Origin of the sequence: Streptomyces sp. NPDC007164, from assembly GCF_040634135.1 — a bacterium.
Taxonomy (GTDB): Bacteria; Actinomycetota; Actinomycetes; order Streptomycetales; family Streptomycetaceae; genus Streptomyces; species Streptomyces sanglieri.
In genome coordinates this window covers 14,924-28,577 of the sequence record NZ_JBEYFB010000052.1, presented here as the reverse complement: position 1 = coordinate 28,577, position 13,654 = coordinate 14,924, and the positions used below count along the sequence as shown (strand labels likewise).

General features: G+C 70.6%; 11 protein-coding genes and 1 tRNA gene. 1 reads left to right on the top strand and 11 read right to left on the bottom strand.

From position 1 onward, the window contains the following. Positions 1–42: 42 nt before the first annotated feature. The 11 genes from prmC to ABZ622_RS35830 all read right to left on the bottom strand — a co-directional run bounded on the left by prmC (position 43) and on the right by ABZ622_RS35830 (position 13,213). Complete coding sequence (prmC, locus tag ABZ622_RS35880) at positions 43–888, bottom strand: peptide chain release factor N(5)-glutamine methyltransferase (protein WP_266912138.1); 846 nt, start codon at positions 886–888, stop codon at positions 43–45. A gap of 41 nt (positions 889–929) precedes the next feature. Further along, a complete protein-coding gene (prfA, locus tag ABZ622_RS35875) occupies positions 930–2,006 on the bottom strand; it encodes a peptide chain release factor 1 (protein WP_360550588.1) in 1,077 nt (358 codons plus the stop codon). Between the two features lie 317 nt (positions 2,007–2,323). Beyond that, a complete protein-coding gene (gene rpmE, locus ABZ622_RS35870; RefSeq protein WP_003966263.1) occupies positions 2,324–2,548 on the bottom strand; it encodes a 50S ribosomal protein L31 in 225 nt (74 codons plus the stop codon). 142 nt (positions 2,549–2,690) lie between these two features. Then, positions 2,691–3,794: an LCP family protein gene (locus ABZ622_RS35865; protein WP_360550585.1), complete on the bottom strand. Its 1,104-nt coding sequence runs from the start codon at positions 3,792–3,794 to the stop codon at positions 2,691–2,693. Positions 3,795–4,165: 371 nt separating this feature from the next. Continuing rightward, positions 4,166–6,193: a transcription termination factor Rho gene (gene rho, locus ABZ622_RS35860; RefSeq protein ID WP_360550583.1), complete on the bottom strand. Its 2,028-nt coding sequence runs from the start codon at positions 6,191–6,193 to the stop codon at positions 4,166–4,168. 384 nt (positions 6,194–6,577) lie between these two features. Beyond that, complete coding sequence (gene thrB / locus ABZ622_RS35855; RefSeq protein ID WP_360550581.1) at positions 6,578–7,495, bottom strand: homoserine kinase; 918 nt, start codon at positions 7,493–7,495, stop codon at positions 6,578–6,580. Positions 7,496–7,801: 306 nt separating this feature from the next. Beyond that, positions 7,802–8,872, bottom strand: coding sequence for a threonine synthase (thrC, locus tag ABZ622_RS35850; RefSeq protein ID WP_360550579.1), 1,071 nt, complete (start codon positions 8,870–8,872; stop codon positions 7,802–7,804). Between the two features lie 6 nt (positions 8,873–8,878). Beyond that, positions 8,879–10,234 carry a homoserine dehydrogenase gene (locus tag ABZ622_RS35845; protein WP_360550577.1) on the bottom strand — a complete coding sequence of 452 codons (1,356 nt, stop codon included), beginning with the start codon at positions 10,232–10,234 and terminating at the stop codon, positions 8,879–8,881. A gap of 95 nt (positions 10,235–10,329) precedes the next feature. Further along, the gene (lysA, locus tag ABZ622_RS35840; RefSeq protein WP_360550575.1) at positions 10,330–11,721 is read right to left on the bottom strand and encodes a diaminopimelate decarboxylase; all 1,392 of its coding nucleotides are present in this window, start codon (positions 11,719–11,721) and stop codon (positions 10,330–10,332) included. 24 nt (positions 11,722–11,745) lie between these two features. Then, positions 11,746–12,744, bottom strand: coding sequence for an ArgS-related anticodon-binding protein NrtL (gene nrtL / locus ABZ622_RS35835; protein WP_360550573.1), 999 nt, complete (start codon positions 12,742–12,744; stop codon positions 11,746–11,748). 55 nt (positions 12,745–12,799) lie between these two features. Then, the gene (locus tag ABZ622_RS35830) at positions 12,800–13,213 is read right to left on the bottom strand and encodes a response regulator (protein WP_360550571.1); all 414 of its coding nucleotides are present in this window, start codon (positions 13,211–13,213) and stop codon (positions 12,800–12,802) included. 240 nt (positions 13,214–13,453) lie between these two features. Here ABZ622_RS35830 and ABZ622_RS35825 point away from each other — a divergent pair. Next, positions 13,454–13,525 (top strand) — tRNA-Arg (locus ABZ622_RS35825). The last annotated feature ends 129 nt before the right edge of the window (positions 13,526–13,654 follow it).

Below are 13,654 nucleotides of genomic sequence, written 5' to 3'. Positions count from 1 at the left end.
ACGGGTGTCGCGGGTACGGGTCGTGCGGGTGGTGGCCGCCGGTCACGGCATGGCCTTGCGGGCCGTGGCGAACCGCGGCCGGTTGTTCAGGTCGGGGTGGTCGGCCGCGTCCGCCCAGCCGCGCTCCTCGGTGAAGATCCACGGCACCTGGCCGCCCTGGGTGTCGGCGTGCTCGATGACGACGAGGCCGCCGGGGCGCAGCAGGCGGTGTGCGGTGCGTTCGATGCCGCGGATGGTGTCGAGGCCGTCCTCGCCGGAGAAGAGGGCCATCTCCGGGTCGTGGTCGCGGGCCTCGGGCGCCACGTACTCCCATTCGGTGAGCGGGATGTACGGCGGGTTGGAGATGACCAGGTCGACCTGGCCGTCCAGCTCGGGGAGGGCGGTCAGCGCGTCTCCCTGGTGGACGGTGACCCGGGATCCGTCGGCGTTCTTCCGGGTCCACTCGATGGCGTCGTCGGAGAGCTCGACGGCGTGCACGCGCGAGCGCGGCACCTCCTGGGCCATGGCCAGGGCGATGGCGCCCGATCCGCTGCACAGGTCGACGACGGTGGGCTCGACGACGTCCATCGCGCGCACGGCGTCTATCGCCCAGCCGACGACCGATTCGGTCTCCGGGCGGGGGACGAAGACCCCGGGTCCGACCTGGAGCTCCAGGTAGCGGAAGAAGGCGCGGCCGGTGATGTGCTGGAGCGGTTCGCGGGCCTCGCGGCGGGCGATGGCCTCCCAGTAGCGGGCGTCGAACTCCGCGTCCGGCACCCGGTGCAGCTCGCCCCGCTTGACGCCGTGGACGAACGCGGCGAGTTCCTCCGCGTCGAATCGCGGCGAGGGCACACCGGCGTCGGCCAGCCGCTGGGTGGCCTGGGCCACCTCGGCGAGCAGCAGGTTCATCGCGGTTCTCCGTACGGTTTACGGGCGGGGCGGGGTTTTGCTCAGGCGGCGGCGAGCTTGGCGGCGGAGTCGGCGTCGACACACGCCTGGATCACGGAATCCAGGTCGCCGTCGAGCACCTGGTCCAAGTTGTACGCCTTGAAGCCGACCCGGTGGTCCGAGATCCGGTTTTCCGGGAAGTTGTACGTACGGATCTTCTCGGAACGGTCGACCGTACGCACCTGGCTGCGCCGTACGTCCGAGGCTTCCTGCTCGGCGGCCTCCTGGGCGGCCGCGAGCAGGCGCGAACGCAGGATGCGCATGGCCTGCTCCTTGTTCTGGAGCTGGCTCTTCTCGTTCTGGCAGGAGGCGACGACGCCGGTCGGCAGATGGGTGATGCGGACCGCCGAGTCCGTGGTGTTGACGGACTGGCCGCCGGGGCCCGAGGAGCGGTAGACGTCGATGCGCAGGTCGTTGGCGTGGATCTCCACGTCGACCTCCTCGGCCTCGGGCGTGACGAGCACGCCGGCGGCGGAGGTGTGGATGCGGCCCTGCGACTCGGTGGACGGGACGCGCTGCACGCGGTGCACGCCGCCCTCGTACTTCAGCCGGGCCCACACGCCCTGGCCGGGCTCGGTGGCGCCGTTGCCGCCCTTGGTCTTCACGGCGACCTGGACGTCCTTGTAGCCGCCGAGCTCGGACTCGGTGGAGTCGATGATCTCGGTCTTCCAGCCGACGCGCTCGGCGTAGCGCAGGTACATGCGCAGCAGATCGCCGGCGAACAGGGCGGACTCGTCGCCGCCCGCGCCGGCCTTGATCTCCAGGAGCACGTCCTTGTCGTCGCTGGGGTCGCGCGGGACCAGGAGGAGGCGGAGCTTCTCGGTGAGCCCCTCGCGCTGCTTCTCCAGGTCCTTGACCTCGGCGGCGAAGTCGGGGTCGTCGGCGGCGAACTCGCGGGCCGTCTCGATGTCGTCCCCGGTCTGCTTCCAGGAGCGGTACGTCGCGACGATCGGGGACAGCTCGGCGTAGCGCTTGTTGAGCTTGCGCGCGTTCGCCTGGTCGGCGTGGACCGCGGGGTCCGCGAGCTTCTTCTCCAGATCGGTCTGTTCGCCGATCAGTTCCTCGACCGCCTCGAACATCTTCGGGCTCCTGGTTTCTTCACTCGTGCGTGCCTGCTGGACGGCGTGATGCCGGCCGGGCGGGGGTACGTGACGGGGCCGCGTACCCCCGGGCCGGAAAAAACGCCGGTCCCGACGCCCCCGCTAGGGTCTTTCGTTTGGATCAGGCCGGATCAGGGAGCGGGGTCCGGTGCCGTGCATCGCAAGGCGGAGGAGGGAGCCATGGCGGAGCCATGGCGACCGACGACAACGCGGCGAGGTGCGGCACCGGGGCACGCGAGCCCGGCATGATCCAAACGAGAGGCCCTGGGGGCGCCGAGAACCGGCGCAGTGGCTCGCTACTTGCTGGCGGAGCCGGCAGCCTTGCCGAAGCGGGCCTCGAAGCGGGCCACACGGCCACCGGTGTCGAGGATCTTCTGCTTGCCCGTGTAGAACGGGTGGCACTCGGAGCAGACGTCGGCACGGATGGTGCCGTTGTCGATGGTGCTCCGGGTGGTGAACGACGCGCCACAGGTGCAGCTGACCTGCGTCTCGACGTACTCGGGGTGGATGTCGCGCTTCAAGGGTTTCTCCTAGGTTCGGGAGGGCGCCGGGTCGTACGCGCGGATTGCGCGTCCGTGAACCGGGGCCGACGTACCAGTCTGCCAGGACCGGCCGTATCTCCCAAAACCGGGGGCGGGCCGCAACTATTCCCGGCCCGCCCGGTCACCGTACGACGTCGCCCGCGGTGCCCTTGTCGCCCGCCGACTTCTCGGTGGCGGAGGCGGGGATCGCCTTGTCGTGCGCGAGCGCGGACCAGACCTGCTGGGCGGACTCCTCCAGCGGTACGACGCGGTTCGGGTCGGCCGGGTCGTACTCGACGGGCAGGGTGACCATGTGGACGTTCTTCGAGCCGAGCCCCTTGAGGCCGTTCGCGAAGCCGGTGAGCTTCTCGACCGAGCCCAGGTCGGAGTCGGTGGTGATGGTCTTGGTGGCCGTGTCCGCGAGGTCGAACAGGGTCTTCGGGTTGGTGAACACCCCGACGCTCTTGACCTGCTCCATCAGCGCCTTGATGAACGCCTGCTGGAGCTGGATGCGGCCGAGGTCGCTGCCGTCGCCGACGCTCTTGCGGGTACGGACCAGGCCCAGCGACTGCTCGCCGTCCAGGGTGTGGGTGCCGGGTTCGAGCTTCAGATGGCTCTTGGGGTCGTCGATCGCCGTGGTGGTGGTGATCTCCACGCCGCCCAGCTCGTCGATGAGCTTCTTGAAGCCGGTGAAGTCGACTTCGAGGTAGTGGTCCATGCGGATGCCGGACATGGCCTCGACGGTCTTGACCGCGCAGGCCGGCCCGCCGACCTCGTACGCCGTGTTGAACATCGCGCGCTGCTCGCCCGCGACGGGCTTCCCGTTCGTGTCGCTGGTGCAGTCGGGGCGGGTGACGAGGGTGTCGCGCGGGATGGAGACGACGGAGGCGGTCTTGTGGCCCTTGTTGATGTGCAGCACCATCGCGGTGTCCGAGCGGGCCGTGCCCTCGTCGGCGCCGTACGCGGAGTTCGCGCCGGACCGGGAGTCCGAGCCGAGCACGAGGATGTCCTCGGAGCCGTTGTCGATGTTGTCGGGGCGGTCCTTGCCCAGCGCCGCGTTGATGTCGACGGCCTTGAGGTTGCCGTTGAGCTTGACGTACGCGTATCCCAGTCCGGCTCCGCCGACGACCACGGCACCGGCCAGGGTCCAGGCGGCGATCACCGTCGCCCTGCGACGACGGGAGGGCTTCTTCCGGCGTTTGCCGGTGGGGCGTATTCGGCCGCCGCTCCCGTTCTGCTCGGTCATGGGTCTCCTTCGGTCGTCAGCTTCCCCGGCTACCCCCAGCGGTGTTCGGGTACGGGATCGTCGACATGTCGGTACTGCGTACGACGTCGTGGCACGAAGAAGGGTTGCACAGCCACCTGTTGTTTCCGTGTGAGGACGAAACGGGCACCCGACACGGTTCAACAGCCGGTGATCCCGCGCTCACCTGCGGTTTCTTGCCCGCTACAGGCATCGCGGCGGCCCCGGCGGCCCGTCCGGCATGTGGCAAAGGTCTCGGTTCGGCCACGGGCTCCGGGTCGACTGCGTCACATTCGCACGGCCCACGGCACAGGGCCGCCCCCGTCACCGAAGTGACGGGGGCGGCCCTGTGGTGCGACGGATCCGGGGCGACGTCAGTCGTTGCCGTTGCCCGGAGCCGGCGTCGTCTTCTGGATCTGGAGCAGGAACTCCGCGTTGGACTGGGTCTTCTTCATCCGGTCCAGGAGGAGCTCGATCGCCTGCTGCTGGTCGAGCGCGTGCAGCACCCGGCGGAGCTTCCAGACGATCGCCAACTCGTCGCTGCCGAGCAGGATTTCCTCCTTGCGGGTGCTGGACGCGTCGACGTCCACCGCCGGGAAGATGCGCTTGTCCGAGAGCTTCCGGTCGAGCTTGAGCTCCATGTTGCCGGTGCCCTTGAACTCCTCGAAGATCACCTCGTCCATGCGCGAGCCGGTCTCGACGAGCGCGGTGGCCAGGATGGTCAGCGAACCGCCGTCCTCGATGTTGCGCGCGGCACCGAAGAAGCGCTTCGGCGGGTAGAGCGCGGTCGAGTCGACACCACCGGACAGGATGCGGCCGGAGGCGGGGGCCGCGAGGTTGTACGCGCGGCCGAGGCGGGTGATGGAGTCCAGCAGCACGACCACGTCGTGACCCAGCTCGACGAGACGCTTGGCGCGCTCGATGGCCAGCTCGGCGACGGTGGTGTGGTCCTCGGCGGGGCGGTCGAAGGTCGAGGAGATGACCTCGCCCTTCACCGACCGCTGCATGTCGGTGACCTCTTCCGGACGCTCGTCGACCAGGACGACCATCAGGTGGCACTCGGGGCTGTTGACGGTGATCGCGTTGGCAATCGCCTGCAGGATCATGGTCTTGCCGGTCTTCGGCGGGGCCACGATCAGCCCTCGCTGGCCCTTGCCGATGGGGGCGACCAGGTCGATGATCCGCGTCGTCAGGACGTTGGAGTCGGTCTCCAGACGGAGCCGGTCCTGCGGGTAGAGCGGGGTCAGCTTCTGGAACTCCGGGCGGCCGCGGCCGGATTCGGGCGCCCCGGCGTTGACCGAGTCCAGGCGGACCAGCGCGTTGAACTTCTCGCGGCGCTCGCCGTCCTTGGGCTGGCGCACCGCACCGGTGACGTGGTCACCCTTGCGCAGGCCGTTCTTGCGGACCTGGGCGAGCGACACGTACACGTCGTTCGGGCCCGGCAGGTAGCCGGAGGTCCGGATGAACGCGTAGTTGTCGAGGATGTCCAGGATGCCCGCGACGGGAATCAGGACGTCGTCGTCGGAGACCGGCGGCGCGTCGCTGGCGAAGTCGTCGCGGCCACGGCGGCCACGGCGGTCGCGGTAGCGGCCGCGACGGCCACGACGGCCGCCCGCCTCGTCGTCGTACCCGTCGTCCTGCGGGCCGCCGCCCTGCGGCTGGCCCTGGCGCTGCTGACGCTGGCCGCCCTGCTGGCCCTGGCCACCGCCCTGCTCGTCGCCCTTGCCCCGGCGGTCGCGCTGACGGTCGCGGCGCTCCCCGCGCTCACCACGCTCCTGACGGTCGCCGCGGTCGCCGCGCTGGCCGCGGTCCTGGCGGTCACCCCGGCGGCCCTCGGCCGTGTCGGCGGCGGCTTCGGCCTTGGCGTCGGCGCGGTCTTCGCCCTTGGGCTCGGCCTGCGTGTCCGCCTTGGCCTCGGCGGGCTTGCTGTCCGCCTTGGTCTCCGGGCTGCCCGCCTGCGCGGTCGCACGGCGCCGGCGACGCTCGCCCGCGGGCTGGTCGTCGCTGGCCGGCTGGCCGGGGATGTCGATCTGCTGCTGGGCCGCGGCCTTGTCGGCGGGAGCGTCGGCGGCGGGCTGGTCCCCGGTGCGCGCCTTGGAGGTGGCGCGGCGCTTCGGCTTGGTCTCGGACGTCGCGGCGGGCGCGGCGGCCTTGGGCGCGGCGGAGCTACCGGCCTGCGCCTCCTTGATGACCTCGATCAGCTGGCCCTTGCGCATCCGCGCAGTGCCCTTGATGCCGAGGCCGGACGCGACCTGCTGCAGCTCGGCCAGGACCATGCCGTCAAGGCCGGTGCCGGAGCGGCGGCGCCGTGCGGTGGTGCCAGTGGCAGCACCTTCGGCGGGCGCGGCGCTGTCGACGCTCTTGTCGGCAGTCACGCCCATCAGATCGGTGGTGTCGCTCACGAAGGGTCCTTCCCTGGAGCGGACGTCGGCCTTCTGGCTCGGCGACCGGTTGTGCTGTCCGACTGCGGTCTTTTCTTGCGGACCGTGCCGGGGCGGTGGTCCGCCGGGTACGGCGGAGAGATGAAGGTGTGCATGGGCCCGGCGCGAGCATCCCCCTGCTCGGCCCACTCCTGGACAAGCGAGGGGTGTCGTGCCGGTTCCGGAGCGTGCACGAAACTGCTCAGGCAGGCTGCTCAGGCAGTTGGGGAGGCTCCCGGAAGAATTGGTGGTCCCGGAAAGGGACACGAAGCAACGCGCCACATAGACGTCGGTTGCAGACTTGAGGTTAACACTACCGGCTCCAACAAACATTCCCCCTCTCACTCACCGGCAATCACTTCTCGGCTACGGGGCGAGCGGCAGCACACTCGCGCCCGGGGCGTCGAGAGCGAGACGGTTGGCCGCCCATCCCTCGCCCGCCAGCTGTGCGACCTTGTCGGCCGCACCGACCTCGACCAGTGCGAGCACGGTGGGCCCGGCACCGGAGATGACCGCGGGGACGCCGTCCGCGCGCAGTCGGTTGACGAGTTCCACGCTCTCGGGCATCGCCGGTCCGCGGTACTCCTGGTGCAGCCGGTCCTCGGTGGCGGTGAGCAGCAGCTCGGGGCGCCTGGTCAGGGCCTCGACGAGGAGTGCGGCACGGCCGGTGTTGAAGGCGGCGTCGACGTGCGGGACGGCGCGTGGGAGCAGTCCGCGGGCGGTCTCGGTGAGGACCGGCTTGCCGGGTACGAAAACCACCGGAACGATGGATTCTGCGGGATCCATCCTGATCGCGCGCGCCGATCCGCCGTCCATCCACGCGAGGGTGAATCCGCCGAGCAGACAGGCCGCGACGTTGTCGGGATGGCCCTCGATCTCGGTGGCCAGTTCCAGCAGTGCCGCCTCGTCGAGCCGGGCGTCGCCGCCGGTCGTCACGGCACGGGCGGCGACGATTCCGGCGCAGATGGCGGCGGACGAGGAGCCGAGGCCGCGTCCGTGCGGGATGCGGTTGGCGCAGACGATCTCCAGACCCCGGGGCTGTCCGCCGAGCAGGTCGAAGGCCGTGCGCAGGGAGCGTACGAGGAGGTGGCGTTCGTCGCGGGGCAGCGTCTCGGCGCCCTCACCCGCGATGTCGATGTGCAGTCCGGAGTCGGCGACGCGGACGACGACGTCGTCGTACAGCCCCAGCGACAGGCCGAAGGCGTCGTAACCCGGGCCCAGGTTGGCGCTGGTCGCGGGGACGCGCACCCGGACGGCGGCGGCTCGGAAAGCAGGACCGGCCATCGGTTGGACGACTCTCCTTGTGAGGCGGCGGGGGTGGTGAAGCGTTTTCCTGGCGGCAGGAGGTCGTGGCGGCGGGGAGTGGTGTTCCGGGGAACCCGATGGCCACAACGGCCCATGCACCGCGGCAGATGCGGCGGGGCGGGTTGGGTACAGCTTATCGAAGGAAGGTTCTGTGGCGACATAGGGCGCACAGGAGGCGCACGATGCGTGTCGCACGCCACCTATGCGCTCTCCGCCCCGAAAAGGGGCGGTTGAGCTGGGTTCTTGCCCGGTCCGCCGGGCCTGGCCGGCGGACCGGGGCAGACCCTAGACCAGGCCGAGCTTCTCGGCGGCGGTGGCCGCGTCGACCGGCACCGTGACCGGCTGCGGTGCGCCCGCGACGGCCCAGTCGGGGTCCTTGAGGCCGTTGCCGGTGACCGTGCAGACGATCTTCTGGCCGCGGTCGACCTTGCCCTCCTCGGCGGCCTTCAGCAGGCCGGCGACGGAGGCGGCCGAGGCGGGCTCGACGAAGACGCCCTCCTGGGAGGCCAACAGCCGGTAGGCGGACAGAATCTGTCGGTCCGTCACCTCATCGATGAAACCGCCCGATTCGTCCCGGGCGTCCAGCGCGTACTGCCAGGAGGCCGGGTTGCCGATCCGGATCGCGGTGGCGACGGTCGACGGGTCCTTGACGATCTCGCCGCGGACGATGGGCGCGGAGCCGGAGGCCTGGAAGCCCCACATCCGCGGGGTGTGCGTGGACATGCTGTCGCCCGCGTACTCCTTGTACCCCTTCCAGTACGCGGTGATGTTGCCCGCGTTGCCGACCGGGAGGACATGGATGTCCGGGGCGTCGCCGAGCGCGTCGACGATCTCGAACGCGGCGGTCTTCTGGCCCTCGATACGGGCCGGGTTGACCGAATTGACCAGCGCCACCGGGTAGTTGTCCGAGAGCGAGCGGGCCAGCGTCAGACAGTCGTCGAAGTTGCCGTCGACCTGGAGGATCTTGGCGCCGTGCACCAGCGCCTGGCCCATCTTGCCGAGCGCGATCTTGCCCTGCGGCACGAGGACGGCGCAGACCATGCCGGCCCGCACCGCGTACGCGGCGGCGGAGGCGGAGGTGTTGCCGGTGGAGGCGCAGATGACCGCCTTCGCACCCTCCTCCTTGGCCCGGGTGATGGCCATCGTCATGCCGCGGTCCTTGAACGACCCGGTGGGGTTGGCGCCCTCGACCTTGAGGTGCACCTCGCAGCCCGTGCGCTCGGAGAGGACCTGAGCGGGGACGAGCGGCGTACCGCCCTCACGGAGCGTGACGACAGGCGTCGCGCTCGTGACCGGAAGGCGGTCCCGGTACTCCTCGATGATGCCGCGCCACTGGTGGGTGCCCTTGCTGGTCATGGGTCCTTACTCCCCTTCAACACGCATGATGCTGGCGACACCGCGCACGGTGTCGAGCTTGCGCAGCGCCTCGACGGTCGCCGAGAGGGCGGCGTCGGACGCGCGGTGGGTGACGACGACGAGAGAAGCCTCGCCGCCTCCGCCCGCCCGTCGCCCGCCGCCACCCTGCTCGATGGCGACTTCGTCGCCGCTGCCTGAATGTCGGCCTTGCTGGCGCACCGTGTCGATCGATACGCCCTTTTCGGCGAAGACCGTCGCGACCTGGGCGAGCACGCCAGGCTTGTCGGCCACGTCGAGACTGATGTGGTACCGCGTGACCACGTCGCCCATGGGGCTGACCGGCAGACGCGTGTACGCGGACTCACCGGGGCCGGTGGCCTCGTTGAGCTTGTTGCGGCAGACCGCGACCAGGTCGCCGAGGACCGCCGAAGCGGTCGGCGAGCCACCGGCGCCGGGGCCGTAGAACATGAGCTGGCCGGCCGCCTCGGCCTCGACGAACACCGCGTTGTACGCCTCGCGGACGGAGGCCAGCGGGTGGCTCAGCGGGATCATCGCGGGGTGGACCCGGGCGGTGACCGACTGTCCGTCGGCGGCGCGCTCGCAGATGGCGAGGAGCTTGACGGTGCAGCCCATGCGGCGGGCGGACGCGATGTCGGCGGCGGTGACCTCGGTGATGCCCTCGCGGTGCACATCGCCGATCCTCACCCGGGTGTGGAAGGCGATTCCGGCCAGGATGGCGGCCTTGGCGGCGGCGTCGAAGCCCTCCACGTCGGCGGTCGGGTCGGCCTCGGCGTATCCGAGGGCGGTGGCCTCGTCGAGCGCCTCGGAGTACCCGGCGCCACTGGTGTCCATCTTGTCGAGGATGAAATTGGTGGTGCCGTTCACGATGCCGAGGACCCGGTTGACCTTGTCACCGGCGAGCGATTCGCGCAGCGGCCGGACGAGCGGGATGGCACCGGCCACGGCGGCCTCGTAGTAGAGGTCCCGGCCGTGCTGCTCGGCGGCGGCGTGCAGCGCGGCGCCGTCCTCGGCCAGCAGTGCCTTGTTCGCGGAAACGACGCTCGCGCCGTGCTCGAAGGCGGTGGTGATGAGGGTGCGGGCGGGCTCGATGCCCCCGATGACCTCGATGACGACGTCGATGTCGCCCCGTTTGACCAGGGCCGTCGCATCGGTGGTGATCAGTGCGGGGTCGATGCCCTCGCGCACCTTGGAGGGCCGGCGCACGGCGACACCGGCGAGCTCGACCGGCGCGCCGATGCGCGCGGCGAGGTCGTCGGCGTGCGTCGTCATGATGCGCGCCACCTCTGAGCCGACCACTCCACAGCCCAGCAGCGCCACCTTCAGCGGACGCGTACGCATCATCCGACCTCGTTTCCTTTACATCTGATGTGTGGACCAGTCTCACTCACCGGACGGGGGATTCTGCCACTCGTCCGGATCCTGAGATATGTATTTCATCAGCCGACATCGAGACGCAGGAGATCTTCCTCCGTCTCGCGCCTGACGATGACACGCGCCCGCCCGTCGCGCACGGCGACGACCGGCGGACGCAGGGCGTGGTTGTAGTTGCTCGCCATGGAGCGGCAGTACGCGCCGGTGGCGGGCACGGCGATCAGGTCGCCGGGGGCGAGGTCGGACGGCAGGAACGCGTCCTTGACCACGATGTCGCCGCTCTCGCAGTGCTTGCCGACGACCCGGACGAGCATCGGCTCGGCGTCGGAGGTGCGCGAGACGAGCGCGACGGTGTACTCGGCGTCGTACAGCGCGGTGCGGATGTTGTCCGACATGCCGCCGTCGACGCTGACGTACGTACGCAGCCCCTCCAGGGGCTTGATGGTGCCGACCTCGTACAGCGTGAAGGCGGTCGGTCCGACGATGGCGCGCCCCGGCTCGACGGAGATCCGCGGGGTGGCGAGCCCGGCGGCCTCGCACTCGCGGGTCACGATGTCGCCGAGCGCCTTGGCGATCTCGTGCGGCTCGCGGGGGTCGTCCTCGGAGGTGTACGCGATGCCGAGCCCGCCGCCGAGGTCGATCTCGGGCAGCTCCACCCCGTGCTCGTCGCGCACCTCGGCGAGCAGCTGGACCACGCGGCGGGCCGAGACCTCGAAGCCAGCCATGTCGAAGATCTGCGAGCCGATGTGCGAGTGGATTCCGATGAGCTCCAGGCCGTCGAGGGTGAGCGCCCGGCGCACCGCCTCGGCGGCCTGTCCTCCGGCCAGCGCGATCCCGAACTTCTGGTCCTCGTGCGCGGTGGCGATGAACTCGTGGGTGTGCGCCTCGACGCCGACGGTCACCCGGATCTGCACCCGCTGCCGCTTGCCGAGCCGCTGCGCGACGTGCGCGACGCGGGCGATCTCCTGGAAGGAGTCGAGCACGATCCGGCCCACGCCGGCCTCGACGGCCCGCTCGATCTCCGCGACGGTCTTGTTGTTGCCGTGGAAGGCGATGCGCTCGGCAGGCATCCCGGCGTCCAGCGCGGTGGTCAGCTCGCCGCCGGAGCAGACGTCGAGGTTGAGCCCCTCCTCCTGGAGCCAGCGCACGACGGCGCGCGACAGGAAGGCCTTTCCGGCGTAGAACACGTCGGCGCCGGGTCCGAAGGCGTCCGCCCAGGCGCGGCAGCGGGCCCGGAAGTCGCTCTCGTCGAGGAAGTAGGCGGGTGTGCCGAACTCCTCGGCCAGCCGCGTCACTTCGATCCCGCCGACGGTGACCGTGCCGTCCTCGGCGCGGGTGACGGTACGGGCCCAGACCTTCGCGTCCAGGGCGTTGAGATCGGCGGGCGGGGCGGTGTAGTGCCCCTCCGTCATGACGTCGGCGTGACGGGGCCCGGCGGGGTGTGCGGATCGGCTCATCGTGTTGCTCTGTTCTCTCGGGTCTCAGAGGACTTCGGGTGCGCTGATGCCGAGCAGGGACAGGCCGCCTGCCAGCACCGTCCCGGCGGCTTCGGCAAGAGCGAGCCGGGAACGGTGGGCGGCCGAGGGTTTCTCGTCACCGACGGGCAGCGGCGAAGCACTGTCGTGGAAGTCGAAGAAGGCCTGCGCGAGAGCTTCCAGCTGCCGGGCGACCCGGTCGGGCTCCCGGTGCCGGGCGGCGGCGGTGAGCACCCCGGGGTGGTCGGCGAGCAGCGCGCCGAGCGCGGGCGCGGCCACGCTCTCCTCGTAGGCCGCGCCGAAGCCGAGCTGCCGGGCGTTGTGGCCCAGTGCGCGGATCCGGGCGTGCGCGTACCGCACCCGGAACAGCGGATTACTCTCCTGCTGTACGAGCAGTTCGTCGCTCCCGGTGCCCCGGGGCCGGTCGTGCGGGGCGGCCCGCAGCAGCGCCCAGCGCGCGGCGTCGCTCCCGAGCCGCTCGAAGAGATCCCGGTCGGCGGCCGGCACCGGCAGCACGTGCAGCGCCTCCCCGCCCGCCGTCCGCTCCCCGACCCGGGCGCCCTGGGCCCGGAGCAGCCGTTCGGCGGCCTCGGTGACGATCCGGGCGCGGAGCTCCTCGACGGGTGCGAAGGAGACCGCCGTACCGGCGAGGGCGTCCCCGTGTCCGTACGCCGTGCCGTGCTCGGCGATGTCGCGCACCAGGGTGCCGAGGCCGCGCGCGCCGGCCTGCAGCGTGAAGTTCAGAAATCCGGGTCCGGTGACCTCCACGTCCCCGATCCCCGGTGCCTCCAGCACGCGCGCCCGGAGGATCTCGGCCACGTCCCTGGCCGGCAGCCCGGCGGGTCCGGCCAGCTGGAGGGCGACGGCACAGGCGTACTCCCCGCGCCCGCCGGGCCTGGTCCGCTCCACCCGCACGCGCGCGGGCACGGGAGCGCGCAGGACGTTCTCGTCGACCGCGCGGCGCACGGCGTGCAGCACGGTCCTGGAGAGATCGGCGGGGGTCACAGGACAAGCGTATGGGAGGAAGGGGGGCACCTCGCGACCCCGTTTCGCCATGCGGTCACCCCGCGGCGCGCTCCGCGGTCCCGGCGTTCCGCCTGCCGTCGAGCGACGGCCGTTCCTTCCGCTCCATCAACTCCCGCACCAGCCGCACCAGCTCGGTCGGCTCGAAGGGCTTCGCGAGAAACGCGTCGACCCCCGCGGCGACCCCGCTGTCCACCTCGTACGGCGTGCAGGCGCTGATGATCGCCACGGGCAGATGTCTGGTCCGGGGATCGGAGCGCAGTCTGGTGGCGGTCTGCAGACCGTCCAGCCTGGGCATGACGACATCGAGCGTGATCACATCGGGACGGACCCGATGCACCAGATCAAGACACTCGACACCATCGGCCGCGGTCACGACCTCGAAGCCCTCAAGCTCCAGGTTGACCCTGATCAAATGCCGGATGACCTTGTTGTCGTCGACAACAAGCACGCGGCCACACGCCCCTGACACACTTCGAGAGTAGGTGGGGCGTAGGGGCTGCGTCCGGGTTTTGCCCATTTCCGACCCCGGACGGGTGGCGCGAGAGGTGGCCGGATGCGTCCGCAGCACACCGCACACCCCCTCCGTCCGGCCCCCCGCCGCCGCTCCGGCGAGCCGGGAAATACCTGTTCACGGACACCCTGCGGAAGCTGGTAGTGTTTCACCCGTCGCCGAGCAACACAGCGATACGCCCTCGTAGCTCAGGGGATAGAGCATCGGCCTCCGGAGCCGTGTGCGCAGGTTCGAATCCTGCCGAGGGCACTTCGGAAGAAGCGCCAGAAGAGACCTTCTGATCAGTGGAGACACTGAGCAGGAGGTCTTTTTCGTGTCTCGAAGGGTCGGGGCACTCCGCCATCACAGACACCGGGGCCAACCCCGACAAGAGAACTT

Bases quoted from the DNA above. Each gene is read 5' to 3' on its own strand.
- thrB (WP_360550581.1), bottom strand. From the start codon at position 7,495: ATGGCCGGTCCTGCTTTCCGAGCCGCCGCCGTCCGGGTGCGCGTCCCC.
- prfA (WP_360550588.1), bottom strand. From the start codon at position 2,006: ATGTTCGAGGCGGTCGAGGAACTGATCGGCGAACAGACCGATCTGGAG.
- lysA (WP_360550575.1), bottom strand. From the start codon at position 11,721: ATGAGCCGATCCGCACACCCCGCCGGGCCCCGTCACGCCGACGTCATG.
- prmC (WP_266912138.1), bottom strand. From the start codon at position 888: ATGAACCTGCTGCTCGCCGAGGTGGCCCAGGCCACCCAGCGGCTGGCC.
- ABZ622_RS35845 (WP_360550577.1), bottom strand. From the start codon at position 10,234: ATGATGCGTACGCGTCCGCTGAAGGTGGCGCTGCTGGGCTGTGGAGTG.
- ABZ622_RS35865 (WP_360550585.1), bottom strand. From the start codon at position 3,794: ATGACCGAGCAGAACGGGAGCGGCGGCCGAATACGCCCCACCGGCAAA.
- thrC (WP_360550579.1), bottom strand. From the start codon at position 8,872: ATGACCAGCAAGGGCACCCACCAGTGGCGCGGCATCATCGAGGAGTAC.